23 protein-coding genes are annotated in these 24,471 nt (G+C 71.0%); 13 read left to right on the top strand and 10 right to left on the bottom strand.

Going from position 1 to position 24,471, the window contains the following annotated elements; all coding sequences use genetic code 11:
- Positions 1-15: 15 nt before the first annotated feature.
- Together ACIBI5_RS07685 and ACIBI5_RS07690 are read right to left on the bottom strand one after the other, a co-directional pair.
- On the bottom strand, positions 16-1,260 hold the full coding sequence (locus ACIBI5_RS07685; RefSeq protein ID WP_397244281.1) for a beta-ketoacyl-[acyl-carrier-protein] synthase family protein: 1,245 nt from the start codon (positions 1,258-1,260) through the stop codon (positions 16-18).
- 20 nt (positions 1,261-1,280) lie between these two features.
- Positions 1,281-3,899, bottom strand: a complete 2,619-nt coding sequence (locus ACIBI5_RS07690; RefSeq protein ID WP_397244283.1) for an aldehyde dehydrogenase family protein — start codon at positions 3,897-3,899, stop codon at positions 1,281-1,283.
- A gap of 347 nt (positions 3,900-4,246) precedes the next feature.
- Here ACIBI5_RS07690 and ACIBI5_RS07695 point away from each other — a divergent pair, with 347 nt between their 5' ends.
- The 6 genes from ACIBI5_RS07695 to ACIBI5_RS07720 are packed head-to-tail and all read left to right on the top strand — an operon-like array spanning position 4,247 to position 9,463.
- Positions 4,247-4,504 (top strand): acyl carrier protein, encoded by a 258-nt coding sequence (locus ACIBI5_RS07695; RefSeq protein WP_397244285.1) that lies wholly within the window; start codon positions 4,247-4,249, stop codon positions 4,502-4,504.
- Positions 4,501-5,271, top strand: a complete 771-nt coding sequence (gene fabI / locus ACIBI5_RS07700) for an enoyl-ACP reductase FabI (RefSeq protein WP_397244287.1) — start codon at positions 4,501-4,503, stop codon at positions 5,269-5,271. The genes ACIBI5_RS07695 and fabI overlap by 4 nt, the downstream gene beginning before the upstream one ends.
- Complete coding sequence (locus ACIBI5_RS07705) at positions 5,258-6,943, top strand: thiamine pyrophosphate-binding protein (protein WP_397244289.1); 1,686 nt, start codon at positions 5,258-5,260, stop codon at positions 6,941-6,943. Before fabI ends, ACIBI5_RS07705 begins: the two co-directional genes overlap by 14 nt.
- Positions 6,933-8,012, top strand: coding sequence for a hypothetical protein (locus ACIBI5_RS07710; RefSeq protein WP_397244291.1), 1,080 nt, complete (start codon positions 6,933-6,935; stop codon positions 8,010-8,012). Before ACIBI5_RS07705 ends, ACIBI5_RS07710 begins: the two co-directional genes overlap by 11 nt.
- Positions 8,013-8,045: 33 nt before the next feature.
- Positions 8,046-8,876, top strand: coding sequence for a metalloregulator ArsR/SmtB family transcription factor (locus ACIBI5_RS07715; protein ID WP_397244293.1), 831 nt, complete (start codon positions 8,046-8,048; stop codon positions 8,874-8,876).
- Complete coding sequence (locus ACIBI5_RS07720) at positions 8,873-9,463, top strand: dihydrofolate reductase family protein (RefSeq protein ID WP_397244295.1); 591 nt, start codon at positions 8,873-8,875, stop codon at positions 9,461-9,463. Before ACIBI5_RS07715 ends, ACIBI5_RS07720 begins: the two co-directional genes overlap by 4 nt.
- A gap of 5 nt (positions 9,464-9,468) precedes the next feature.
- On the opposite strand, the gene ACIBI5_RS07725 is transcribed toward ACIBI5_RS07720, so the two are convergent.
- From ACIBI5_RS07725 to ACIBI5_RS07735, 3 genes are all read right to left on the bottom strand, one after another.
- On the bottom strand, positions 9,469-10,380 hold the full coding sequence (locus tag ACIBI5_RS07725) for a CU044_5270 family protein (RefSeq protein WP_397245286.1): 912 nt from the start codon (positions 10,378-10,380) through the stop codon (positions 9,469-9,471).
- Positions 10,380-10,913, bottom strand: a complete 534-nt coding sequence (locus tag ACIBI5_RS07730) for an RNA polymerase sigma factor (protein WP_397244297.1) — start codon at positions 10,911-10,913, stop codon at positions 10,380-10,382. The genes ACIBI5_RS07725 and ACIBI5_RS07730 overlap by 1 nt, the downstream gene beginning before the upstream one ends.
- Before the next feature lie 65 nt (positions 10,914-10,978).
- Entirely contained in the window at positions 10,979-11,569 is a 591-nt protein-coding gene (locus tag ACIBI5_RS07735; RefSeq protein ID WP_397244299.1) for a hypothetical protein, read from the bottom strand.
- A 61-nt stretch (positions 11,570-11,630) separates the two neighbouring features.
- Between ACIBI5_RS07735 and ACIBI5_RS07740 the strand changes: the two genes are divergently transcribed.
- The gene (locus ACIBI5_RS07740) at positions 11,631-12,014 is read left to right on the top strand and encodes a Cpe/LpqF family protein (RefSeq protein ID WP_397244301.1); all 384 of its coding nucleotides are present in this window, start codon (positions 11,631-11,633) and stop codon (positions 12,012-12,014) included.
- A 37-nt stretch (positions 12,015-12,051) separates the two neighbouring features.
- Here the strand turns inward: ACIBI5_RS07740 and ACIBI5_RS07745 are convergent, their stop codons facing one another.
- The 3 genes from ACIBI5_RS07745 to ACIBI5_RS07755 form a co-directional block, all read right to left on the bottom strand.
- On the bottom strand, positions 12,052-13,761 hold the full coding sequence (locus ACIBI5_RS07745) for a S8 family peptidase (protein ID WP_397244304.1): 1,710 nt from the start codon (positions 13,759-13,761) through the stop codon (positions 12,052-12,054).
- A 115-nt stretch (positions 13,762-13,876) separates the two neighbouring features.
- Entirely contained in the window at positions 13,877-14,821 is a 945-nt protein-coding gene (locus ACIBI5_RS07750; RefSeq protein ID WP_397244307.1) for a hypothetical protein, read from the bottom strand.
- Between the two features lie 63 nt (positions 14,822-14,884).
- Positions 14,885-15,799, bottom strand: a complete 915-nt coding sequence (locus tag ACIBI5_RS07755) for a TetR family transcriptional regulator (RefSeq protein ID WP_397244309.1) — start codon at positions 15,797-15,799, stop codon at positions 14,885-14,887.
- A 78-nt stretch (positions 15,800-15,877) separates the two neighbouring features.
- Here ACIBI5_RS07755 and ACIBI5_RS07760 point away from each other — a divergent pair, with 78 nt between their 5' ends.
- On the top strand, positions 15,878-16,969 hold the full coding sequence (locus ACIBI5_RS07760) for an FAD-dependent monooxygenase (protein WP_397244311.1): 1,092 nt from the start codon (positions 15,878-15,880) through the stop codon (positions 16,967-16,969).
- A 165-nt stretch (positions 16,970-17,134) separates the two neighbouring features.
- On the opposite strand, the gene ACIBI5_RS07765 is transcribed toward ACIBI5_RS07760, so the two are convergent.
- Positions 17,135-17,941 (bottom strand): inositol-3-phosphate synthase, encoded by an 807-nt coding sequence (locus tag ACIBI5_RS07765; protein ID WP_397244313.1) that lies wholly within the window; start codon positions 17,939-17,941, stop codon positions 17,135-17,137.
- Between the two features lie 119 nt (positions 17,942-18,060).
- The gene (locus ACIBI5_RS07770) at positions 18,061-20,709 is read right to left on the bottom strand and encodes an ATP-binding protein (protein WP_397244315.1); all 2,649 of its coding nucleotides are present in this window, start codon (positions 20,707-20,709) and stop codon (positions 18,061-18,063) included.
- A 73-nt stretch (positions 20,710-20,782) separates the two neighbouring features.
- Here ACIBI5_RS07770 and ACIBI5_RS07775 point away from each other — a divergent pair, with 73 nt between their 5' ends.
- Genes ACIBI5_RS07775 through ACIBI5_RS07795 form a run of 5 tightly spaced genes read left to right on the top strand, consistent with a single transcriptional unit; the run spans position 20,783 to position 24,470 of the window.
- On the top strand, positions 20,783-21,829 hold the full coding sequence (locus tag ACIBI5_RS07775) for an MFS transporter (protein WP_397244317.1): 1,047 nt from the start codon (positions 20,783-20,785) through the stop codon (positions 21,827-21,829).
- Between the two features lie 30 nt (positions 21,830-21,859).
- Positions 21,860-22,213, top strand: a complete 354-nt coding sequence (locus ACIBI5_RS07780) for a GntR family transcriptional regulator (RefSeq protein ID WP_397244319.1) — start codon at positions 21,860-21,862, stop codon at positions 22,211-22,213.
- Positions 22,210-23,076 (top strand): ATP-binding cassette domain-containing protein, encoded by an 867-nt coding sequence (locus ACIBI5_RS07785; protein ID WP_397244321.1) that lies wholly within the window; start codon positions 22,210-22,212, stop codon positions 23,074-23,076. Before ACIBI5_RS07780 ends, ACIBI5_RS07785 begins: the two co-directional genes overlap by 4 nt.
- Complete coding sequence (locus ACIBI5_RS07790) at positions 23,073-23,774, top strand: hypothetical protein (protein WP_397244323.1); 702 nt, start codon at positions 23,073-23,075, stop codon at positions 23,772-23,774. The genes ACIBI5_RS07785 and ACIBI5_RS07790 overlap by 4 nt, the downstream gene beginning before the upstream one ends.
- A 3-nt stretch (positions 23,775-23,777) precedes the next feature.
- Entirely contained in the window at positions 23,778-24,470 is a 693-nt protein-coding gene (locus tag ACIBI5_RS07795; protein ID WP_397244325.1) for an ABC transporter ATP-binding protein, read from the top strand.
- Position 24,471: the final 1 nt, after the last annotated feature.

The following is a 24,471-nucleotide window of genomic DNA, read 5'->3' on the forward strand; positions in this document are numbered from 1 at the left end:
TTTCCGATAGCGATGTCACGGCGTCCACGCGCGGACCACCAGGGCCGCGTTGTGACCGCCGAATCCGAAGGAGTTGCTCAGTGCGGCGCCCACGTCCATGCGGCGCACGTGGTTCGGGACGTAGTCGAGGTCCTCGTCCTCGGGCGCGTCGCAGTTGAACGTGGGCGGCACGAGGCCGGTCGCGATCGCCCTGACGGTGGCGATGAGCTCGGCGGTGCCCGCGGCGCCGATCATGTGCCCGGTCAGCGCCTTGATGGAGCTGATCGGCGGCACCCGCGCGCCGAAGACCTTGCGGATCGCCAGGCTCTCGATCCTGTCGTTGAGCACGGTCCCGGTGCCGTGCGCGTTGATGTAGTCGATGCCGTCCGGTTCGAGGCCCGCATCCTGCAGCGCGAGCCGCATCACCGTCGCCGCGCCCAGCCCGTCGGGATGCGGCGCGGTGGGATGGAAGGCGTCGGTGGTGGCCGCGTAGCCGGCGACCTCCGCCTGGATCGCCGCGCCCCTTCGCAGGGCGTGCTCGGCCTCCTCCAGGACGACCACCGCCGCGCCAGAACCCACGACGAAGCCGTCGCGGTCCCTGTCGAAGGGGCGGCAGGCGCGTTCCGGCTCGTCGTTGCGCCGCGACAGCGCTCCGGTGATGCCGGTGGTCGCCATGTCGAACGCGGTGATCGAGTCGTCGCAGCCGCCGGCGATCGCCAGATCCGCCCGGCCGGTCCTGATCCACATGGCCGCCTCGCCGACGCTCATGGTGCCGGTGGCGCAGGCCGTACTCATGGAGCCCGAAGGTCCCGCGGCGCCGAAGCGCAGGGCGATCTCCGCCGACGGGCTGTCGGCGGACAGCGCCGCCGCCGCGTACGGCGGCACGCCACGGGGACCACGCTCGGCGAAGCGGCTGTAGAGCGACTGCTGCAGCCAGCTGCTTCCGTACCCCGAGCTGACCAGGACGCCCAGCCGGGGGTTGAGGTCCCCGCCCTGCGCCAGCTTGGCCTCGTCGGCCGCCTGGACCGCCGCCGCCAGGCCGTACCGCGCGAAGTGGTCGAGCCTGCGGCTCACCTTGTGCGGCATGTACTCCAGAGGGTCGAAGTCGCGGACCTGCGCGGCGATCGTGGTGCTGAGTCCGGCCGGGTCGAACGCGTCGATCGTCGCTATGCCGCTGCGGCCCTGGAGCAGGCTGGTCCAGAACGTGTCCACGTCCCGGCCGACGGGAGAGATGACGCCCGCGCCGGTGATGACCACGCGTCGGGGATGGCGGATCGGCATGGGCAGGCTGCCTTTCGCGTTCAGTCGAGTCGTGGCGTGGTCAGGTGCTCGGCGACCACCTGGGAGATGAGTGCGGGCCCGGTCCAGCGCTTGCCGTACCGCATGACGTAGCCCGCCATGACGCCGTGCCCGCCGAACGGCTGGTTGCCGTTGTCGACGTCGATCAGCGTGCTGTTCACGGCCACGGTGTGCCGTTTGCGCAGGGTGTCGACGAGGCCGGGCTCGCCGTCGTACACCATGGCGCCCATCGCCCGTTCGGCGAAGAAGGGCGAGTCGATGTGCTGGTTCACCTGCTGCGCCGTGGAGTAGCCGACGACGTTGAAGATCGGGGCGAAGAACTCCACGATGGGCACGCGCGGGGCCCAGTCCCGTACCAGGACGGTGGGTTCGACGCGTTTGGTACGGAAGTCGATGGCGCCTCCGGCGACGATGTTCTCGTGGTTGCGGCGCAGGTAGTCGGCGGAGGCCTCCACCGCGGTGTCGTACCAGAGGCTTCCGTAGTCGGCTTCCGGGTCGCGGTTGCTGCCGTACTTGGCCGCCGTCACCGCCTGGGTGAGGCCGTCGATGAAGCTGTCCTTGACGGAGTCGTGGACGTAGAGGACATCGGGTCCGTAGCAGTCCTGGCCCGAGTTGAGCAGCCGCACCCGCATGGCATCGCGTACGGCCCGGCCGACCTGCGCGTCCGGCCCCACGATGAACGGGTTGACCCCCTGCCCGAAGAAGACGAAGAGCTGTTCGTCGCGCAGAGTGGCACGGACCTGTTCGGCGTTCTTGTAGGTGCCGGTGAAGATGACGACGTCGGCGGAGGCCACCTGGCCGGTGACGAACTCCCGCTGGCTGGCCTCGACCACCTCGATCGGCAGGTTGTGCACGGGCGCCAGGAGGGCGTGCAGCCGGTGGAGCTGGCCGGCGATCACGCTCGCCGGCCTGGCGGTCAGCCGTTCGGTGAACAGCGCGGGCACCAGGAGGTAGAGGACGTAGCTGTAGAGCAGGACGTTCGACGGCATGAACGCGGCCAGGCGGCGGATTCTGGCCGGCCCGTGGGTGAGGACCTCCTCGACCGCGCCGGCCAGGGTGGCGCGGGAGGCTTCGATCTCGTCCATGACCGACCGGTGCAGCGAGATCTCGGTCAGGATGTCGATGATCGGCTGCGGATCGTCCCGCAGCATCTCCTCCACGGCCCGCAGGCCTCGCACCCGTTCCTCGGGCGGCATCATGGCCGACGTCCCCGCCGGCACCTGGACGCCGCCGGTGGCGGTCAGCCGCCGCAACGCCGCCATGTCGGGTTTGCCGCGGGCGGTGACCGGGATCCGGTCGAGCACGATGACCTGGTTGGGGCCTTCGTGCGCGGGAAGCTGCGTGGTGAGCCGGGCCCGCCAGTCCGCGGGCTGCGGTTCACCGGCTCCGGCGACGAAGAAGACGAGCCGGCACCCGAGCCGCTCGTCCTCCACCGGGACGACCGCGACCGGACGCCCCAGCACGGCCGCCGCCCGCCGTTCCACGGCCTCCGGATAGATGGTGTGCCCGAGGCGGTGGACGGCGAACTTGCGGCCGACCACGTAGAGGTTGCCCTCGGTGTCCATGTGGCCCAGGTCGTTGGTGCGCAGCTCGGTCAGGGGCGCCGCCTCCTCCTCCAGAGGCAGGTAGCCCTCCATCAGGTCGGCGGAGCGTACGACGACCTCGCCCATCTGGCCGGCGCTCAGCTCCTTGCCGTCGTCGTCGACGATCGTCACGTCCACCCCGGCCAGCGGGCGGCCGCAGCCGTTCGGGTTGTCCGGCGTGGCCAGCGCGATGTTGCCGGCCTCCGTGCTGCCGTAGCCGTCCAGCAGCGGCTGGCCGACCTCGGTGAGGAACCTGTCGGAGAGCGTCGGATCCAGGGGCGCGCCGCCCACACACCACATGCGGACACGGGACAGATCGGCCAGCAGCTCCGGCCGGCGCTCCGCGAGATTCAGGATCGTGTGGTACGTCGAGGGGGTCGCGTCCACGGACGTGGCGCCCGCGTCGGCGCCCGCCCGCAGGGCCCGGTCGAGCCGGCTGTACGGGGTGATGAGCAGCGAGCAGTCGCTCATCAGCCAGATCAGGACCAGCGAGATCCCGTATTGGTGGGAGAAGGGGAGGAGCGGCAGGAGCACGTCCTCGCGCGTGTACGCCATGCGGGCGGAGGTCCGCTCGGTGTTCGCGATGATCGAACGGCCGGAGCGCACGATGCCCTTGGGGTGCCCGGTCGAACCGGAGGACCACGCGATCAGCGCGTCGCGGCGGCCGGTCCAGGCGTTGAGGTCGAGTGACCGCACGGGCGGGTCCTGCACCGTCGAGACCAGCCGGCCGAGCTCGATGGTTCGCATACCGGCCGGTGGCGGTGTGGCGTCATCCGTCAGTGCGATGTTCGCTCCCGAGACGGCGGCCATCCGCTCGAGTTCACCACGCGTTTGATGAGCGTCCACCATCACGATGGAAATGTTTAGGTTGACGAGAGCGAAGAATCCTACGACAAAGTCCGGCGAGTTCCGCGCGACCAGGAGAATGCGATCCCCCGGTGCTATGCCGTCCCGTGCGAGCCCCTGCGAGACGGCGGCTGCGATGCTCGCCACCCGTTCATTCGTTATTGCCGATCCATCGGAGATCAGCATCAGCATCACCTACCGAGGACTTTCCTACGTGACGCCGGATAACGGGTCAACGTCGGTCTTTCCGGTCATCCGACCTCCAAACTCCGGCGACTGACCGCGCGGTACTTCCTAGTCATGCAAGGTATTTGCATCTGCATACTCACCTCATGCATCGGGTCACCCACCGTCCGTCAGGGCAGGGACAGCGCTCCTACCAGCGATTATGAGAAGTCTGGAAATCGACCTAGCCAGATTGCCCGCCATTTGGACACGGATAACGGCCGGTCCGAAAAGGATCATCGACCATCCTTGACGCTTACAAGTGTTCCGACGTATAACCTCATTCGGCGTAACTTCCATCGAGAGGCTGGGTAATGACCGAAACTCGCGAAGACATATACGGCGAGGTCAGCGCCATCATCCAGGAAGTAACAGGAATGCAAGCGGCAGATGTATCGCCGAAGAAATCCATCGTCGATGACCTCGATATCGACTCGCTGTCGATGGTCGAGATCGGGGTGGCGGTCGAGGACAAGTTCGCAGTCGAGATCACGGACGCCGAGATGCCGAGAATAGTGACGGTCGAGGACCTGATCGACCACATCGAGCAGGCGATGGCGGCTCGGGATTGAACGGGATTCTGACCGGAAAACGACTGCTCATCACGGGTGTTCTCACCCCCTCGTCCATCGCATTCCATGTGGCCAGGCTGGCACTGGAAAATGGCGCGGAAGTCGTTCTCACGGCCTTTCCCCGGGTCAGCCTCGTCGAGCGCCTCGTACGCCGGCTGCCGGGTCCGGCGCCGGTCGTCGGCCTCGACGTCACCGACCCCGAACAGCTCGCCGACCTCGCCGACCGCGTCGGCGAGCATGTCGGCGAACTCGACGGCGTGCTCCACTCGATCGCCTACGCGCCGCCCGCCGCTCTGGGCGGCAACTTCACCACCACCACGTGGCCGGACGTCGCCACCACGCTGCGGACCTCGACCTACTCACTCCACAGCCTGTCGATCGCGCTCCTGCCCCTGCTGCGCAAGCCGGGCTCGTCGATCGTCGGGCTCGACTTCGACTCGACGGTGAGCTGGTCCGAGTACGACTGGATGGGCGTGGCCAAGAGCGGGCTCGAATCCTGCGCCCGCTACCTCGCGTACTACCTCGGCCGCCAGGGCATCCGGGTGAACCTGGTCGCGGCGGGCCCGATCAGGACCGTGGCGGCCGCGGAGTTCGACAAGCAGCCCGGCGACGACTTCTACGCCAAGTGGCAGGCCAAGTCTCCTTTGGGCTGGGAGGCCGACGCCGATCCTGTGGCACGGGCCTGCGTGGCGTTGTTCTCCGACTGGTTCCCCGCCACGACCGGGGAGATCCTGCACGTGGACGGCGGCGCGCATGCCGTCGGATGAGCCCGGGACGGTCATGTGGCGCCACATCGCCACGACCCTCGCGCACGCCGGATGCGACCTGGTGACCGGCGTGCCCTCCGACGAACCCGCTCTGCTCGACGCCGCCCTCGCCGTACCCGGCCTCAAGGCGGTGCCGGTGCGCGACCAGCGGGCCGGCGCCTGCCTGGCGGCGGGGCACGCGCTGGTGTCCGGCAACCCGGCCGTCCTCGCGACCAACTCCGGCCCTTCGCTGCCCAACGCCCTCGCGGGCCTGCTGGAGGCGGCGTCGCTGCACGCGCCCGTCGTCGTGGTGACCACGCGGATCCCCAGGGCCGGTCTGGGCAGAGGCGGATTCCAGCAGGTGGACCAGCGTGCGGTCAGCGCCGCCGTGGCCAAGTGGTACGTGCTGGCCGAGGACGTGGACCAGCTCGGCTGGGCCCTGCGGCAGGCCGTACACCGTGCGATCAACGGCGCGCCCGGGGTCACGGTCGTCGAGCTGGCAGAGGAGGCACTCCAGGGCGAGCCACCGCGAAACGCCGCGCCGGCGGCTCCCCCGCGTCGCCTGCGCTCCGCCCCCGCGGGCGACGATCTCGACCGGGCGGTGGACGTGATGGCTCGGGCCACCGCGCCGGTGATCATCGCGGGCGGCGGCGCCAAGGCGGCCGGCGCGGGCGCTCCCCTGCGGGCGCTGGCCGAGACCTGGGGCGCGGCCGTGTTCGCCACCGCCGCCGGGCGGGGCGTGCTCGACGAGGACCACCCGCGCTACTGCGGACTCGCCGGGCTCTACGCCGCCGCTCCCGCCGCCGAACTGCTCGACGACGCCGATGTGATCCTGGCCTTGGGCACCCGCCTGGAGGAGACCGTACGCACGGGGTGGAGCCTCACCGGGCAGCGCCTGATCCACGTGGACGCCGATCCCGACGCCTTCGACCTCGCCGTCCGCCCCGAGATCGCGCTGGCCGGCGACGCCGCGCTCACCGCGCGCCTGCTCGCCGACGGCCTCACGGCGCACCCGTCACCGGCCTGGTCGCAGCGCGTCGCCGCGGTGAAGACCGAACTCCCCCACACCGGCTCCTTCGCCGCTTCGGCCCTGCGCGCGGTCCGGTCCAGGTTCGGGCGTGACCTCGTGCTCGTCCAGGAGAACGGCCTGCACGACATGTGGAGCTACCACTACCCCTTGCTGTCGCTGTCCGAGCGGGCCAAGGTGGTGGCGCCGGGCGAGCAGACCATGATGGGCTTCGGCGTCGCCGCCTCGCTGGGCGCCGCGCTCGCCGAGCCGTCGCTGCCCACCGTCGTGATCTGCGGCGACGGTGCGATGACGATGAGCATGAACGCGCTGCCGGTCGCCGCCGAGCAAGGGCGCGGAATCGTCTTCGTCGTCTTCGAGAACGGCGGCTTCGGCTGGCCGCGCTACGTCCGCGCCCTGGCCGGATCCGACACCGGCATCACCCGGTTCGCCGCCGGCGAACCGCCCTACGAGGCGGTCATCCGCGCGCTCGGCGGCTGGAGCACCCGCTGCCGGACGACCGGCGATCTCGACGCCGCGCTGGAGGAAGCCGCCAAGCACGCCAAGAACGGCGCGCTCGCGCTGGTCGCCGTCCCCGTCTCCGACACCGACATCCCTCCTGGCGTGCTCCGCGCGTACGGCGGCGCCCCAGAGTCCCCAGGCAAGGCGGAGGCCCATGACGCGTGACATCTACACCTGGCAGGGTGGATCGGTCGGCATCGCGGTCGGCGACAGCCCCGCCCTCTGGCCGTCCGTCGGTGAATACCCCTTCTACGACCGGGTCCTGTACTACGTCATGACCCACGACCACCTGAGGAACGCGGCCCTCGGCCACGCGCTCCGGGCGGTGGCGGCGGGCCGCCGGGTCATCGACATCGGGACGGGCCGCGATCTCAACTGGGCCCTGGAGGCCGCCGGTCACGGGGCCGAGCACGTGTACGCGGTCGAGGCCAACCGGGAAAGCCACACCATGGCGGCCAAGAGGGGGGCGGCCTCGCCGTACGCCGACATCATCGAGGTCGTGCACGGCACCTCCTTCGACGTGCGGCCGGCGGCGCGGGCGGAGGTGTGCGTGGCCGAGCTCATCGGGTCGATCGCCAGCTCGGAGGGCATGCTCGCGGCCATGACCGACGCGCACGCGCGCCTGCTCACCCACGACGGCGTGGTCGTGCCCGCCGCCTGTGACACCTTGGTCGGGGCGGTGTCGTCGCGGGAGCTGTTTCCCGGTGGCCCGGCCTTCTCGCGGAAGGCGCTGCCGTACCTCAGGAAGATCTTCGATCTTTATGAGCGGCCCTTCGACGTGCGGCTGTCGGTGGCCGATCCGGGGCCGGACGTCCTGCTGTCGACGGCCGGGGCGGTGGAGAGGCTCCGGTTCGACGGGTCCGCGCCGCTGGAGGACACCTCGCGCGTGAGCCTGACGATCGAGCGCGACGGGTCCGTGGACGGGTTGTTGTGCTGGATCGGGCTGGAGGCGGGCGCGGGCGCCAGGCGGCTGGACTCGCTGCGGGACAAGACGAACTGGATGCCGGTGTACCTGCCGGTGTTCGACTCCGTCGTGCCCGTGCGGCGGGGGGACGAGCTCACGGTGGAGTTCGAGCGCCGGACGAGCGACGACGGCGTTCATCCCGACTACCACGTACGCGGGACGCTGGTCACGGCCGCCGGGGCGACCAGCGGGTCGATCCTGTCCGGGCACCACACGCCGCTACTCGGGACGAAGCCGATCTACCGCCGACTGTTCGAAGCTATTCCTTGACACGAATATTCGCCATGGTGAATACTCAAGGCCATGGACGCACTCCTCACCGCACTGGCCGACCCGGCCCGCTGGCGGCTCGTCACCCTGTTGGCCGAGCGGCCCCGCTCGGTCGGCGTCCTCGCCCAGCTCGCCGACGCGCGCCAGCCGCAGACGACCAAACACCTGCAGACCCTGGAACGCGCCGGCGTCGTCACCTCCCACCGCACCGGCCAGCGCCGCGTCTACGCGCTGCAGCCGGGTCCCCTGCGGGACCTGGCGGCCGCGATCAACCGGCTGGCCGAGACCGCGGAACAACGCGGCGGCCACCGCGAGACCTTCGACCGCTACGAGCGCAGCCTCGGCGCGGAGCGGCTCGCGGCGGATGAGGCGGGGTGGGCCGACGGCCGCTCGTTCCGGTTCCAGCGCGCGCTGCCCGGACCACCTGAGCTGGTCTGGCGTCATCTCACCGAGACCTCCCTGCTCGCCCACTGGTGGACACCCGACGACCTGCGCGTCTCCGAGCTCGTCTTCGAGGCGCGGCCGGGCGGCAGGATCATCCACGAGTACCGCGACGTCGAGGACGCCGACGGCTCCGACCTGGTGGTCGGGCGCGCCGAGGGGACCGTCGGCGAGGTACGCCCCCGCGAGCGCCTCACCTACCGCAACTCCCCGCTGCTCCCCGGCGGCGGGACCGCCTTCACCGCCCACGTCGACCTCGGTCTCCGGCCCACCGACACGGGCACGGAACTCGACGTCCACTGGCGGATCACCGACAGCACCGTCGACTCCGCCGACTTCATCGCCGGCATCGAGATCGGCTTCGGCCAGAGCCTCGACAAACTGACCGCGGCCGTCGCCGCCGACGCAAGGAGCACGAAATGACCAGCCGCAAGGTGACCGCGAACATCTCCCTCACCCTCGACGGCCGCTACCACGGCGCCGGCGGTCCCGGCGACTTCGGGGCGTTCGCCCCGTACGTGACCAGCGACGTCGCCCGCGACCACATGAACCTCATCTGGGAGAACGCCACGACGGCGGTGCTCGGCCGGGTCAACGCCGAAGGCTTCATCGGCTACTGGTCCACGGTCGCCGCGGACGACAACGCCGACCCGCGTGATCGCGGCTACGCCAAATGGCTGGTCAACACCGAGAAGGTGGTCTTCTCCACCACCCTGACCGAAGCGCCGTGGGAGCGCACGCGCATGGTGAACGCCCCCGTCGCCGACGTCGTCACCGAGCTCAAAGCCACCGGCGAAGGCGACATCCTGGCCAACACCAGCCCCACCATCATCAAGGCGCTGCTGTCGGCGGATTTGCTCGACCGGCTGTACCTCATGATCTTCCCCGAGATCACCGGCGGCGGGCAGCGCCTGTTCGAGGACGGCCTGCCGGCCACGAAGTGGACGCTCACCCACCAGGTGACCGGCCGGCTCGGCGAGATGGCCATGGTGTACGACAGGGTCCGCTGAACACCTCAGCCCCGAGGCGTCTCGTCGGTCCAGCCCAGCCGCGTGACCACGTACGACGTCATCTCGTCCTGTACGGCCAGCAGTTCGCCGGTGTCCCGGTCGATGATGATCCGCTGCTCGCCGTACTCCACCGCGACCCCGGCGCGGCCCTCGGCGTCGGTGACCCCGTCGGCGACCCGGAAGCCCGGCAGCCCGGCGAGCAGCCGGTAGAGCGCCGCCCTCGTGCCCGGGGTGCTCTCGGCGTCGAGGAGCATCCACTTGGCCGAGGCCCAGAGCCAGGTCTCCTGGCTGTCGGCCCCGTCGGCCGGGAACTCCTTGAGCATCTCGGCCTTGAGCGCTCCGGCCTCGGTGGGCAGGCTGGTGACGGGCGTCAGGGCCAGGGGGATGAAGTAGGTCCTGCCGATGTCGCAGCCGTCGGCGCCCTGGCAGAGCGCGGGCGACCCGTCGTCCTTCCACGCCTGTTCGTCGGCGGGGGTGAGGGGCTTGGTGGTGACCTGGCCACGGTCGGTGTGCCGGCGTCCTTCCCCGTTCACCCACAACACCTCCTCGATCCGGTGCTCGACGGTGTAACCGGCGGCGGTCCTGGTCCGCGAGAGGCGCAGCAGGTCCCGCCGCCACCAGGCGCCCTCGCCCGCAGGTCGCGCGGCCAGCCGGTCGGCCGCCGTGCCGAGCACCGCGACCGGATCCGGCACGAGCGCCGCCGTCTCGATCCGGGGGCCGCCCAGCACGGGCGCAACCACGAAGCCACCGGTCAGCACCACCCCGACCGCCGCCGCGGCGAGCGCCATCTTGGACCAGACCGGCAGGCCGCGGCGTCGCGCGCCGCCGAGCATCCGCGCGCGGACCGCCATCGCCCTGGCCGGGTCGGCGGGCGGCACGTCCGGCATCACCTCGTCGATGAGCTGGAACTCCTTCATCACACTTCAACTCCCAACGCGTCACGCAGCTTGTTCCTGGCCCGGCTCAGCCGGGAGGCGACGGTGCCGTTGGCGACGCCGAGCGCCGCGGCCACCTCGTCGTAGGTCAGCTCGCCGTACGCGACGAGCAGCACCACATCGCGTTCCCCGCGCGACAGCCCGGCCAGCGCGGCCGAGAGCTTCTGCACGGTCACCCCGGCGGCGATCCGGTCCACGACGCGTTGTTCGTGACCGTCGTCGCCGGGGGACGGGCCTGATCTGGCCAGTGCGCGGTAGCGCCGGAGCTCGGCCCGCCGGTGTTTGCCGATGAGGTTGGTGGCGATGCCGTACAGCCAAGGTCTGATGCCGCCTATGGCGGCGTCGAAGCTGTCGCGGCGGCGGAAGGCGATCAGAAACGTCTCCGCGGCGAGGTCCTCGGCGATGTCGAGGTCGAGGCGGCGGCCGACGTAGCGGCGTATCTCCTCGTAGTGCGCGTCGAAGACGGTGGCGAATCGCTCGGGGTCGGCGACCGCGCCGTCGAGTGACAGGGTCATACGGCGATCTCTCTTGCCGGGAAGTCTGGACACCTGTGATTGCCCGCTCCCGGCCGGGCCTTCCATCAGATTTCGAGTACGGCGGTGAGCAGCGCGGCGAGGGCGTCCGCGTCGAGCCGGTGGCGAGCCCCTTCCGGCGTGGAGACGGTCACCCCGACCCAGTGCGGGCGCGGCCGCGTCGCCGCGAACTCCGCGGCGACGGGGTGCGCGCAGAGCAGCAGGTCAGGTCGCGCGCTCAGACGGTGTACGGCCTGCGGCGCGGTCACCGGCCGCTCCCTGCGCCAGACCACCTGCGAGCCGGTCGAGCGCCAGGCGTTGACCGCGCCGACCTCCACGAAGGCCGTTTCCGCCCGCGCCTGCGCACCCAGCAGGGCGGCGAGGTCGGCGGCGACGGACCCGGGGCCGGACCCGAGACGCCCGAGGGCGTGGACCGCTTCGCCCGCCTCCCGCACCGGCCAGCGGACGCCGACGAACGCCTGCCCCGGCCACAGCACCTCGACGGCGACGGACTCGCGCGCCCGGCGCGCGACCTCGTGGACCGCGTCCGCGCGCGGGTGCCGTCTGGGCACGACGAGCGCCGTCTCCCAGATTCCGTCGGCGGCGATCTGCACCACCGGCGACGACGTGACCCGGATCAGGCCGGCTGCCAGCACCATCGCCTCATTCTGCCTGAACGGTATGATCTCCTCCCGCCCGGCGAGATCATGAGGAGTCTTGGTGAAAGCTGTCAGGGTGCTGGCCACGGTGCTGGCCGCCGTCTCGATCGCGGCGGCGGGGTGTGGCGGCGGTGGCAGGGCGGCGGTCGCCGTTCCCGACAGCCCGGCGGGCAAGCAGCTGAGCTGGTACATGGACGCCGTGAACCGGACGCCGGTCGCGGACAAGGAGCTCAAGGAGCACCTCAGCGCGACCTTCCTCAAGGAGATCCCGCCGGAGGAGTTCAACCGGCTCGCCAAGACGCTGGCCGGGCTGAAGATGACGGAGCTGACCGAAGTGAAGCCGGACGCGCTGAAGGGCAGGGCGTCCGCGTCCGGGCAGGAGTACAAGACGGAGATCTCGGTCGACGACGCCGGGAAGATCGACTATCTCCTGATCACGGGCTGAGACCAGGTGCGGCCCGGCGGCCGCACCTGGCCGGGATTCAACGGACGGCGTCCAGGGCGTCGACGATGCCGGAGCCGTAGAAGCCGTTACGGGCCCGGCCGCCTTCGCACAGGTGCGTGGCGGTCACCGTGGTGCCGTTGGGCAGGTGGCGGGTGTAGGTGAAGGCCGGCGGCGTCGGGCACGAGGTCCTGGTCGCGGAGCCCTTGAGCGCCGACTCGACGAAGCTCGGGCTCAGGGTCTTGCCGCCGTGCCTCGGGTCGCGGTGGCCGTACCGGCTGACGATCAGCGCGGCGACGCCCGCGGCGCGCGGGGAGGCCATCGAGGTGCCCTGCAGGTACTGGTAGTACGCGCAGGTGCCGCGCTGGCAGTCCCGGACCACGTAGTCGACGTTGGGCGAGCCGTCGGGGTTGAGTTCGCCGTTGTCCTTGGCGAGCTGCTCGGGGTAGGCCGACAGCGTGGCCTTGGTGACGTCGCGGGTGTTGGCCGCGGTGTCGTAGACGTCGCCGCCGGGGGCGGACACGTCGACGAATCCGTTGCCGAAGCTGGAGAAGTACGACTTGCGCTTGCTGATGCCCGTGGCCGAGACGCTGATCACGTTGCGTCCCTCGCCGGGCATGGAGACGCAGCTCGGCGGGATGGTCCGCTCGTACGGCGCCTCGCCGGGCTCGCTGGCGAAGTCGGGGCTGCTCGCGTCCACGTACGGCTTGGTGTAGTCGGCGGCCTGGTTGCCCGCCGCCGCCACCAGCGTGACGCCGCGCCGGTGGGCGTAGTCGAGCGCCCGCTGCGTCGCCTTGATGATCACTGCCTGCTCGGCCCGGTCCGCGGGGGAATCGGCGGCGTTGTCCGTGCAGTTGAACAGCCACGGGTCGATGTAGTAGCTCATGTTGACCACGTCGATGCCGTGGTCGCCGGCGTACGTCAGCGCGTCCACGCTGGGCTGCAGGAAGAAGTAGCCGGAGTCCTGGCCGGCCCGCAGGTTGACCAGCGTGACCTTGGGCGCCACGCCCGCGATGCCCAGCCGGTTGATCGGCGAGCCGATCGAGGACGCCACGTGGGTGCCGTGGCCGTTCTCGTCCACGTTGGCCGCGTCCTCGCACGAACCGTCGGCCTCATCCGCGCACGGGCCGTCGATCGGCGCGCCGTTGGCGTCGGCGGGGATGTCGGTGGTGAAGTTCCGGCTCAGCGAGTTGCTGAAGTTGGGCGCGATGTCCGGGTGCGTACCGTCCACGCCGGTGTCCAGGATGGCCACGACCACGTCGCGTCCGCCCTGGTTGTACCGGTGCGAACCGTCGGCGGTCGCGTGCATCTGCTTCATGTCCCACTGCAGCTCGGCCAGCGGCTCGGCGCCCGGCCTCGGCCTTCCGGCCGTCGGGCCCGCCTTGCCGCGCCCGGCGTCGTGCCCTTCCTTTTCGACCGTGTCGGTACGGCGTGCCGTACCCGCGGCCCGTGCGCTGGGCGGCGCCTGCCCGATCGTGCGGTTGCGGGCGACGCCCTCGATCGCCCCGTCCGACGCCAGCGCGGCGGCGAAGTCGGCGCGGCTGGTGGTGACGGTGGCCAGGCCGACCGCGGTGTTCTCCTTGACGACGACGCCGCCCGCTGCCTCGATGGCCTGGCGGGCGCCGGTGGCACCGTCCTTGTAGAGCACCACGTACTCGGCTTCTGGTCCTTGCCGCTGTGCCTGTACCGGTGCCGACATGGCGGCACCGACAAGTAAGGCCGCGGCGGAGACCATGATGACGCGTTTCACGCGTACCTCCCGTAGGGCGGAAAGAGCTCGCCCGCCACTTTGAAGGGATTTGCCGGATTCGACCACCTTTGATGAGATCCGTAACCCGAGCGTGACCAACGCCGGTCGGAGCGAGTCAGGGGTGCAGGTGGGACCAGCTGGCCTCGTGGCCCCAGAGGGAGGCGGGATCGACGTAGTGGCGCAGGAGGTCGTTCAGCTCGGCGTCGCCCCGGCCGTTCAGCTCCTCCGAGGCGATCTTCCTCGCCACCCCGGCCAGGAAGTCGGCGATCTGGATACGCGCGTCGAGCCGGGACTCGGTCAGGCGCAGACCCGCCAGCCGGGCGCGCGAGGCCAGGCGGGGGTCGTTGAAGACGCCCTTCAGCTCGACGATCCGCTCCTCCGACAACGTGGTCTGCCGGTCGTGAACGACCTCGACGGGACGGCCCGACGAGCTCCATGCCACGACGGCCTGGATGATCGCGGGGATCAGCGGGTCGAGGACGGGGATCGTCCGGGGATCCTCGGCCAGGCGCGCCAGGAAGGCGTCCATGTTCCGGCGGGTCGCGGCGAGCGGGCCGGTCAGCTCCGGAGCGCGCAGGTCGTTCAGGCGGTCGTAGAAGGTCTGCGCGGGTACGCGGGCGCGCATGACGTCGTTGAACGATTCCAGGAACGGGATCCAGCCATCCAGGGCAGGGCCGGTGCGGTAGAGGGCCTCTGTCTCAAAACTGCGGTAGAAGCCGAGGCTGGGGCTGTAGGGGTCGTCCAGCAGGTCGACGATCCTGCTGACGATGAAGAAGCGTTTCTCCACCAGATAGACGCGGGCGGTGCCGTAGATGGGACCGGAGGGGCCCAGGAGCCAGACGAGGGCCGAGCGGTGCTTGCCGCGCAGCAGGTGGTTGGCCTTGTACTCGGTGGCAGGTGAGCGGATGCGGTCCCGTAGCACGCGGATGACGTCGTCGGCCGCCTCGATCTCCATCGACACGCTGGCGTGCGCGAACACGTCGGTGATCGCGGCGGTCAGGTTCTCCCCCTCCGCCCCGGACTCGTCACAGGCGATTTCAAGATCTTGACCGGTCACCATAAGGGCTCCATCGTTGCCCGTGCCTCGAACCAGGCGCAACGGGTTTCGTGCTGTGTCTCAAAACTAGAGGTGTCGGTAGAGGGTGGCTCGTGAGACACCCAGGATCCGGGCGATCTCCGACATAGGGGTGTCGCCGTTCTGGCGGAGGCGGCGGGCTTCGGCGACCATCTCCTCACTCATACTCCGAGGCCGACCCCCCGCTCCACTGCCACCCCCACCGGCCAACGCCCCCTCACCTCCGGCCGCACGCCGCCGCCCTCCGGCGAAAGGCCGCTCCCCTTCGGCCGAAGACCGCTCCCCTTCGGCCAAGGCTCCCGCGCCCACGGAAAGCTCCCCCTCCTCGGCCCACGCCCCCTCGCTTCCGGTTGGTCGCTCGTCTCCGGTCGCGGGCCTCCTGCCGGCCGAAGGGCTGGTGGTTCCGGGGGGCGCCGCTTGCGCGGGGCGTTCCGGTGGCTCGGGGGGTTCGGTGAGGAGGCGGCGGGCGCCGTTCAGGATGTGGTGGCGTAGTTCGTCTGTCGGTACGTCGGCGAGCAGGATCACCGGGTCACTGAGCAGCGCCACCACCTGGATGGCGCGCACCCGTCCGCCCAGGTCGGGGCTGGGGCCGGCGACCATCTCGTTGGCGCGGTTCATCACCGTGAACCACCGCTCGAACACCTCCGGCGGCAGCGCCGGCATGTTGGCGACGACGGTGCTCAGCACGTCCCGGTGCCGCAGGTACACCTCCAGCAGCGTCTCGACCGTCCCCCACCCGCCGCCGCCCTCCCGCGCCACCCGCTCCACTGCCGCGTCGGTGTCGTCGATGAGCGGCTGGGCGAGGGTGGCGAGGATGTCGGCCTTGGTGCGGAAGTGGTACAGGATGGCCGTCTTGGTCAGGCCCAGCTCCTCGGCGATCTCCCTGACCGAGGTGTTCTGGCTGCCCTGACGCGCGAACAGTTCCCTCGCGGCGGCGAGGATCCTGTCCCTGGTGTCGATCACACCGCGCATCCTATCTCTTGCCTGACCATTGGTCAGGGGGTTATGGTCGCAACTGACCAATGGTCAGGAAGGACCATCATGAACATCCTCATCTCAGGGGCGGGCATCGCGGGCTCCACGCTGGCGTACTGGCTGGCGCGGCACGGCATGAGCGCCACCGTCGTCGAGCGGTCGGCGAGACAGCGTTCGAGCGGCAGCCCGGTGGACGTCCGGGGGCACGCGGTCGAGGTGGCCGAGCGGATGGGCGTGCTGCCCCGGCTGCGGGAGGCCGCCACCCGCGTGAACAGGATGTCGTTCGTGGACGCCGCCGGTCGGCGCGTGGGCGGCATGCGCGTTGGGCGGCCGGATGGCGGGGAGGTCGAGCTGCGCCGTACCGACCTCGCCGGGATTTTGACGGCGGCCGCCCGCGACCACGCCGAGTTCGTCTACGGCGACTCCATCGCGAGCCTCACGCAGGACGGCGGCGGCGTGGACGTCGAGTTCGACAGTGGCACGCGGCGGCGGTTCGACCTGGTGGTGGGCGCCGACGGCCTGCACTCCAACGTGCGGCGGCTGGCATTCGGCCCGGAATCCCGGTTTGTACGGCATCTGGGGCTCTATGTCGCGACACTTCCCTTCACCGGGCGGGTGCCCGATCCGAGCGAGGTCGTCATGTACAACGCCCCCGGCCGCTCCGCCACCCTCCATCCCTCGAACGGCGAGGCCGTCGCGGCCTTCATCTTCCACGCGCCCACGTTGCCCGGCTTCGACCACCGCGACACCGGGCGGCACCGGCGCCTGCTGCACACCGCCTACCCCGAGCCCGCCTGGCGCCTGCCCGAGCTGATGGAACAGGTCGCGGCCACGGACGACCTGTTCTTCGACGCCGTCAGCCGGGTCCGCCTGGACACCTGGACGGCGGGACGGGTGACGCTGGTGGGCGACGCCGCGTCATCGGTGTCCCTGTTCGGCGACGGGTCGACCTTGGCCATGTCAGCCGCGTACACGCTGGCAGCCGAACTGGCAGCCGACACCACCACCACCGCCCTGCCCCGCTACGAACACCGCCACCGCACCCTGGCCGGCCCCCGCCAACGCCACGTCACGATGGTCTCCCGCCTCCTGATCCTCAAGACCCGCTACGGCCTGACCACCCGCAACCTCCTGACCCGCCTCCTCCCCACCCCCTAACCCCTCGCTCCCCGCCCTTCGCCCCTTCGCCCACCACGCTCCGCGCGGGCTTCCCGGACGCCGCGCTGCCCAAGGCCACGTGTGCCCGGAGCAGTGCCCCGGAGGCCGCGCTACGCCCAGGGCCGGGTTCCGGAGGCCGCCCCCATGGCCTGGTGTTTGTGCAGGTTAGGACTTCATGAGGGTGGTGGGCAGGACGCCGCCTGTTCCGGTGTCGAGGGCTGCCTTGGCCTGCCGTACCGCCTCAAGGACGTTGCCCGCGGCGCTAGGGGAATCCTCTACGGTCATGCGCACCTCCACCTCCACCGGCGACCCGCCGAACCCCTCCCCCTCAAGCCGGATGTAGGCGACCTTGCGGTCCTCCAGGAACGGGATGTACGCGGCCGACACATGCGTGGACGCCCCCGCGCCCGTCACCTTCGTCGCGCGTTTGCCGGACATCCGGGCCGGGTCCTGGAGGTTGAGGAAGTCGGCGTTGCCCCCACCGAGCAGTTGGTAGGCATCGTGGAGCGCGACGCCGCCGGAGGTCAGAGCGTCGACGAGCGCCCGGTGTACGAGCGTGGCGCCGAACGAGCTCTTCAGGTCGTCGCCGATCAGCGGAAGCCCGGCCGCGGCGAACCGTTCGGCCCAGGCGGGGTCGCGGGCGATCACGGAGGGCATGCAGTTGACGAAGGCGCATCCGGCCAGCAGCGCCGCCCGCGCGTACAGCTCGGTGGTGCGTTGCGCGCCGACCGGGAGGAAGTTGACGAGCACGTCAGTACCACGCAACGCCGCGACGACATCCTCCAGAACGGCCTCGCCACGCGCGTCGGGAACCCCAGCCACGGCTTCCCCGGCGAGCGGCTCCTCTTCACCGGCCATGAGCCCCTCGGCGACCACCACGCCCGTCGGCGGCACCTCCGCGAAGGCGCGGGCGTTGTTGGGCGCCGCCCAGATCGCGTCCGCGAGATCCCGCCCGACCTTCGCAGGATTCACATCAAAAGCCACGCTGAACGAAATATCCGGCCAGTCATAGAAGACCGCCCCCTGCACCAGCGAGGACGCGCAGTTCCCCACCCCAACCAACCCGACATTTATCACAAAGGCCGAGCATGTCAGATCAACCCGCTACGCCGCGCCACCGCCGCCGCCTCCACCCGTGACGACACCGCCAGCTTGGCCATGATGTTCGAGACATGCACCCCCGACGTACGTGCCGAGATGAACAACCGCTCCGCGATCTGCCGGTTGCTCAACCCCTCCGCCACCAGCCCCAGCACCTCAAGCTCCCGCGCCGTCAGCCCGTGCCCCGCACCGTCGAGATCCACCCGCCCCGCCGCCGCGAAGGCCTCCACCTCCCGCCGCAACGGCCCCGCCCCCAGCCGCGCCGCGATCTCCCCCGCCTCCCGCAGCCCGTCCCCCACCCGCGACCGCCCACGTTGACCCTTCCGCGACTCCCCGCCATCCCGCCGCCCGGACCGCGGCGGTCCCGACGCCTCCCGCACCTGTCCGTCCTGCGCGGCACGCAGCAAAGCCCACCCCAGCATGTACGGCTGGCCGACCGACCGCCACGCGCCCACGGCCTCCTCCCACGACCCCCCGAGCTCAGCCTCGAACGTCACCCGATGCGCCCGCTGCACCCGTCCCACCGTGGCCACGCCGTCCGGCGCCCGGGTCAGCGCCCCCGCCCGAGCCGCGATCACGAGCAACGGCCAGGCGTACCGCCGGCTGAGCGTCAGGTCGTGCGCCTCCAGCACATGCCCGGCCAGGCGGCGCACGCGAAGCCGGTCCCCGAATGCCTCGGCCAGGCGGCATTCGAGCAGATCGGGCTCCAGGCACGAGTCGTACCCACGCGAACGCCCCAGCATCAGCGGCCGCGCCTCGTCCACAACGGCCGCGGCCTCGTCGAGCGCGCCCTCCCAGACCGCGACCGTGCCCCGCACCATGAGCAGCCAGGCGCGGTAGATGGGCGGCGGGTCCAGGGCCAGCGCGACCCCGATCACCTCCCGCGCCTCCCGCCAGCGGCCGAGCGACGACAGCGGCTCGGCGAGGTTGGCGGCCAGCAGCGCCCCCCGCGACCTGGCCATCCCAGATCGCTCGGCCCGCTGGATCCCCGCCCTGGCCACGGCCTCGGCCCTGGCGTGCTCGCCTGCCGCCTCCAGGACGTCCGCTTCGCTGGCGTAGGCCATGAGCACGGCGTCCTCGTCCACCACCTCCGCTCCGGCCCCGAGCCCCGGGACACGCCCAGAGCCCAAGGAACCGGAGGAAGTCACCGAAGACGTGCGGGCCTGGGTGTAGAGGGTGGCGGCGGTGGCCAGGTCGCCCTCCAGGGCGGTCAGAGCGGCGAGGGTGGTGAGCGAGCGGGTGTCGCCCAGGTGGAGTGCCTGCTCGGCGTGCCGTCTGGCCTCGGTGTCCTGGCCGTTCCAGGCCAGGGTGGTGGCCAGGGCGCCGAGGAGGCGGGCGTCGCCGGGCGCCAGCCGTACCGCCTCGTGAAGGTCGGACAGGCCGTCCTCGCCGAGCTGGTCGCGCACGGTCACCCGGAGTTCCAGCAGGCGCGCCCGCCGGGTGCCGGTGACCTCGGACAGAGCCGATGTGGTCAGGTCCTCCGCTCGTCGTGCCTCGCCCGCGTGCAGGGCGTCGCGGGCGGCCAGTTCCAGCACTCGGGCGTGGTCGAGGCCGGGTGGGGGCTCGGCCGGGGGCCACAGGTCGAGCGCCAGGTCCCAGCGCCGTCCCGCCACGGCCGCCGCGAACGCCCGCTCCGGCTCCCCCGCCGCCCGCCAATGCCCCGCCGCCCCAGAAGCGGTCTCGGAAACCCCATCACCGGTCAGCCCCTCAAGGGCGGCGGCGACCCGGGCATGCAGCCGCTTACGCTCCCCCGGCAACAACTCGTCGTACGCCGCGTCCCGTATCAACGCGTGCCGGAACCGGTACCCGTCACCGTCCACCAGCAACAACCGCGCCCGCACCAAGGGCCGCAACGCCTCGTCCAGCGCCAGCTCCCCCACCCCGGCCGCCGCCAGCAACACGGGATGATCGACCCGCCGCCCGGCCACGGCCGCCACGCGCAGCACCTCACGGCACGGCGAGGGAAGTTTGTCGGCCGCCCCCAGCAGCACGTCACGCAGCGAGTCCGGCACCGCGGTGCCGCAGTCGGCGAGGGCCTCGGCGAACAGCGGGTTCCCCTCGCTCCTGGCCATGATCACGTCAAGACCGGCGCCCGGCCGCGACCCGACCAGCCGCGCCACCTCATCCCGCCCCAGCGGCGGCAACCACAACGTCCGCGCCCCGGGCAGCCGCACGACGGTCCGCGAGGTGGCGACCACCATCACCCCGCCTCCGGTCAGATTCCGCAGGAGAAAGGCGAGCAGATCAAGGCTGGCCTGGTCAGCCCAGTGGAGGTCGTCGAGGACGAGCACCAGCGGACCGGCCTTCTCCACCACCTGCAGCGCCTCCTCGAACAAGCGCGCCCGCCCGAGATCCACGGCAGGCACCCCCAGCTCAGGCAGCAACCGAGCCAGCTCACCGGGCCCGAAGGGCGCGCCATGCTCCCTGACCAGCCGCCGCAGCACCGGCACGAACACCGAGTACGGCAGTCCGCCGGGATCCCCGCCCCCCGTCACCACGCGGGCATCCACCCGCCCGGCGAACTCCGTGGCCAGCCGCGTCTTCCCCATCCCCGCCTCACCGACGACGAGCACGGCGGAGGGCGTGTCGGCCCACGCCTCGGCGAGCGCCGCCAGTTCCGCATCCCTGCCCACGAACACGTAGGCAGCTTAAAGAGTCATCTACGCATCCTGCCGGATCCGCGAGGAAGGCCAGGCTGGCACCGTCACCCCCATGAACCGCCTCATGCTCGCGTCAGCCGCCGGCCTCCTGGGCTTCTACCTGCTGTTCTCCGCCGTCCCCGCCTACCTGGGCGACGGCATGTCGGCCGGCCTGGCCACCGGCGCGCTCATGCTGGGCACCGTTCTGCTCGAACTCGCCGTCCCCTGGCTCCTCAGCCGGTACGGCTACCGCCGCGTCCTGTCCGCCGGCCTGCTCCTCCTGGGCCCGCCCTCGTTCGCCCTGCCGATCCACGAACTGGTCCTGCCGATCTCCCTGCTCCGCGGCGCCGGCCTGGGCATCGTCGTGGTGGCCGGCACCGCGCTGGTGGCCGAGCTGGTCCCGGCCGAACGCCGCAGCGAGGGGCTCGGCCTGTACGGCGTCGCCGTAGGCGTCCCCTCGATCATCGGCCTGCCCCTGGGTCTGTGGGCCGGCGACCACCTGGGCTTCGTGCCCATCTTCCTCGTGGCCGGCCTGGTCCCGCTGGCGGGCCTGGCCGCGGCGAGGGGGCTGCCGGACCTGAGGCCGGCCCCGCGGCAGCACCAGAAGAGCGGCGGCCTGGCGGCGCCGATCGCCGTCTTCGGCGCCATCACGCTGGCCGCGGGCGTGGCCATCACCTTCCTGCCCCTGGCCACCTCCCCGAAGCTCGCCTCGGCGGCGCTGCTGGCGCAGTCGATCCTGACCCCCGCCGCCCGCTGGTGGGCGGGCCGTCACGCGGGGACGCGCTGGCTGGCCCCGTCGGTTCTGGCCGCGGCCGCGGGCATCGGCCTGCTGTTCTGGTCGGCGGAGCCGGTGGCGGTGGTGGCGGGGATGGCGTTGTTCGGCGCCGGGTTCGGGGTGGCGCAGAACCTGACGCTGACGCTGATGTTCGAGCGCGGCGAGGCGGGGCGGGTGAGCGCGCTGTGGAATCTCGCCTTCGACGCCGGCATGGGCGTGGGCGCCCTGGGCCTGGGCGTGGTGATGGGCGTGACGGGCTACCCGCTGGGTTTCGCGCTGGTGGCCGTGGTGGTTCTGGCAGCTCTTCCGTTGACCGGGAACCGCCGACCTTCTATGGTTCGTTAGTGGAGTAATGAACCATAGAAGCAGGTGTCCATGTTCGACGACCGGAGCCCCATCTACCGGCAGATCGCGGATCGCATCAAATCCGATGTGCTGAGCGAGGCGTTGAAGGGCGACGAGCAGGTGATGTCGACCAACCAGTACGCCGCCTTCTACCGGATCAACCCGGCCACCGCCGCCAAGGCGTTCCAGCAGCTCGTCGACGAAGGCGTGCTCTACAAAAAGCGAGGTATCGGCATGTTCGTCAGCCCGGACGCCCGGGACGCGCTGAGGGCCGGCCGGAGGGAGGGCTTCTTCACCGACGTGGTCGACCCCATGGTGAAGGAGGCCAAGGCCATCGGCATATCCCTCGATGACGTGATCGAGCGGATCAAGGGGGAAATGTGAGGATCGAAGCCCGGGACCTGGTGCTGCGCTATGGCGAGGTCACCGCGCTCGACCGGCTGACGTTCGAGCTGGAGGGCGGCAAGATCTACGGCCTGCTGGGCCGTAACGGCTCCGGCAAGACGAGCCTGATGTCCGTGCTGTCCGCCTTCCGCAAGCAGTCGGCGGGCACCGTGCTGCTGGACGGCGCCCCTGTGTGGGAGAACCCCGCCGTGACCGGCGCCGTCAGCCTGATCCGCGACGCCGGCGAGAGCGTCGACCTCGGCACCGCCGCTGACGCGCTCTACTTCGCCGAGTGGCTCCGCCCCACCTGGGACGCCGCCTACGCCAAGGAACTAATGGAGCTGTTCGAGCTGCGGCCGAAGACGAGCGTCAAAGCCATGTCGAAGGGCCAGCGCTCGGCGATGGGCGTGGTGGTCGGGCTGGCCTCGCGGGCACCGCTGACCATGTTCGACGAGTCGTACCTGGGCATGGACGCGCCCTCCCGGCACGCCTTCTACGACGCGCTGCTGGCCGACTACATGGCCCACCCGCGCACGATCATCCTGTCCACCCACCTCATCGAGGAGGTCAGCCCGATGTTCGAAGAGGTCGTCATCATCGACCGCGGGCGCCTCATCGTGCACGAGGAGACCGAGCGCCTGCTGGCCCGCGGCCACGCCGTCACCGGGGCGGCCGCCGCCGTGGACGAGTTCGTGGCCGGGCTGACCATCCTCGGCGAGAAGGTGCTCGGGCCGACGAAGTCCGCGATGGTCTACGGCGAGCTCGACGCCGCCCGCCGCCGCAAGGCCGCGGAGGCGGGGCTCACGCTCGGGCCGATCGCCATGCAGGAGCTGTTCATCCACCTGACCGGAGGCCCCAAGTGAGGTTCCCCACGCGGCTGCTGGCCGCCAACCTGTGGGTCGCCTTCTTCGCCTGGGCCGCGTACCTGGTGGTGGTGATCGCGATCACCCTGGCCATCCACTTCTTCGGCAACCTCACGCAGAGCGTGTGGGAGCAGGCCGGCCAACTGCCGCGCTGGGTGGTGCTGTTCGTCGGGGTGGCGATGGTGCGCCAGTTCCTGCCGCTGTTCATCGCCAACGGGCAGACCAGGCGGCAGTTCGGCTTCCAGGCGGCGATCACCACGGCGCTCTACACGCCGTTCGTGGCCCTGCTGATGAGCGCCGGGTACCTGGTCGAACGGGTGCTCTACATGATCATCGAGCGGCCGCAGTCGCTGGAGCGGGCGCACCTGTACACCGACCCGACGCAGGTGCCGCTGGTCTTCCTTGAGCACACCGTGGAGTTCATGGCCTGGATCACCGCGGGCATGTTCATGGGCGCCGGCTTCTACCGCTGGCAGGCGGGCGGCCTGCTGACCATCCCGGTCGGCGTCGGGCTGGTCGTGCTCGGGCTGAGCGCCGTAGGCGCCCGGTTCGGGGTGCCGATGAGCGCCTTCTCGCTCGGCTTCCGTATTCAGGCCGGGCCGTTGCTGACGCTGGTCATGGGGCTGGGCACGTTCGCGCTCGGGCTGCTGCTGACCTGGTCGGTGATCAGGGACACACCACTGAGGAACGGGGGTTAGGTCATGGCGGTGTTAGCCGTCGAGGGACTGCGCAAGAGCTATCGCGATCTGGTGGCCGTGGACGGGCTCGGCTTCGCCGTACAGGAAGGGGAGACCTACGGTCTGCTCGGGCCGAACGGCGCGGGCAAGAGCACGGCGATCTCCATGATCGTCGGCATCCTCTCTCCCGACGCGGGCAGCGTGAGCGCGCCGCCCAAGGCGCGCGTCGGCTACGTCCCGCAGGAGCTGGCCGTCTATCCGGACCTGACCGCGCGGGAGAACCTCCGCTTCTTCAGCGGCATGTACGGCATGCGCCGCGCCGAAGCCAAGTCCAGAACCGCCGAGATCCTGCGGCTGGTCGGCCTGTCCGACCGGGCGGACGAGGCGGTCGCCAAGTACTCGGGCGGCATGCAGCGCCGCCTCAACATCGCCGTCGGCCTGCTCAACCGCCCCAGCCTGCTCGTCCTCGACGAGCCCACGGCCGGCGTCGACCCGCAGAGCCGCAACGCCATCCTCGACAGCGTCCAGCGGATGACCGGCGAGGGCCTCGCGGTCCTGTACACCACGCACTACATGGAGGAGGCCCAGCGCCTCTGCGACCGCGTCGGCATCATCGACCACGGCCGCCTGCTGGCCGAGGGCACCCCCGCCGAGCTGGGCGAACCCGACCTGGAAGCGGCCTTCCTGCGCCTGACCGGCCGCGAGCTGAGGGACTGAC

Origin of the sequence: Nonomuraea sp. NPDC050540 (assembly GCF_044457485.1) — a bacterium.
Classification (GTDB): Bacteria; Actinomycetota; Actinomycetes; order Streptosporangiales; family Streptosporangiaceae; genus Nonomuraea.

Bases quoted from the DNA above. Each gene is read 5' to 3' on its own strand.
- ACIBI5_RS07685 (WP_397244281.1), bottom strand. From the start codon at position 1,260: ATGCCGATCCGCCATCCCCGACGCGTGGTCATCACCGGCGCGGGCGTC.
- ACIBI5_RS07690 (WP_397244283.1), bottom strand. From the start codon at position 3,899: ATGCTGATGCTGATCTCCGATGGATCGGCAATAACGAATGAACGGGTG.
- ACIBI5_RS07695 (WP_397244285.1), top strand. From the start codon at position 4,247: ATGACCGAAACTCGCGAAGACATATACGGCGAGGTCAGCGCCATCATC.
- ACIBI5_RS07705 (WP_397244289.1), top strand. From the start codon at position 5,258: ATGCCGTCGGATGAGCCCGGGACGGTCATGTGGCGCCACATCGCCACG.
- ACIBI5_RS07710 (WP_397244291.1), top strand. From the start codon at position 6,933: ATGACGCGTGACATCTACACCTGGCAGGGTGGATCGGTCGGCATCGCG.
- ACIBI5_RS07715 (WP_397244293.1), top strand. From the start codon at position 8,046: ATGGACGCACTCCTCACCGCACTGGCCGACCCGGCCCGCTGGCGGCTC.
- ACIBI5_RS07720 (WP_397244295.1), top strand. From the start codon at position 8,873: ATGACCAGCCGCAAGGTGACCGCGAACATCTCCCTCACCCTCGACGGC.
- ACIBI5_RS07725 (WP_397245286.1), bottom strand. From the start codon at position 10,380: ATGAAGGAGTTCCAGCTCATCGACGAGGTGATGCCGGACGTGCCGCCC.
- ACIBI5_RS07730 (WP_397244297.1), bottom strand. From the start codon at position 10,913: ATGACCCTGTCACTCGACGGCGCGGTCGCCGACCCCGAGCGATTCGCC.
- ACIBI5_RS07735 (WP_397244299.1), bottom strand. From the start codon at position 11,569: ATGGTGCTGGCAGCCGGCCTGATCCGGGTCACGTCGTCGCCGGTGGTG.
- ACIBI5_RS07750 (WP_397244307.1), bottom strand. From the start codon at position 14,821: ATGGTGACCGGTCAAGATCTTGAAATCGCCTGTGACGAGTCCGGGGCG.
- ACIBI5_RS07760 (WP_397244311.1), top strand. From the start codon at position 15,878: ATGAACATCCTCATCTCAGGGGCGGGCATCGCGGGCTCCACGCTGGCG.
- ACIBI5_RS07775 (WP_397244317.1), top strand. From the start codon at position 20,783: ATGAACCGCCTCATGCTCGCGTCAGCCGCCGGCCTCCTGGGCTTCTAC.
- ACIBI5_RS07780 (WP_397244319.1), top strand. From the start codon at position 21,860: ATGTTCGACGACCGGAGCCCCATCTACCGGCAGATCGCGGATCGCATC.
- ACIBI5_RS07795 (WP_397244325.1), top strand. From the start codon at position 23,778: ATGGCGGTGTTAGCCGTCGAGGGACTGCGCAAGAGCTATCGCGATCTG.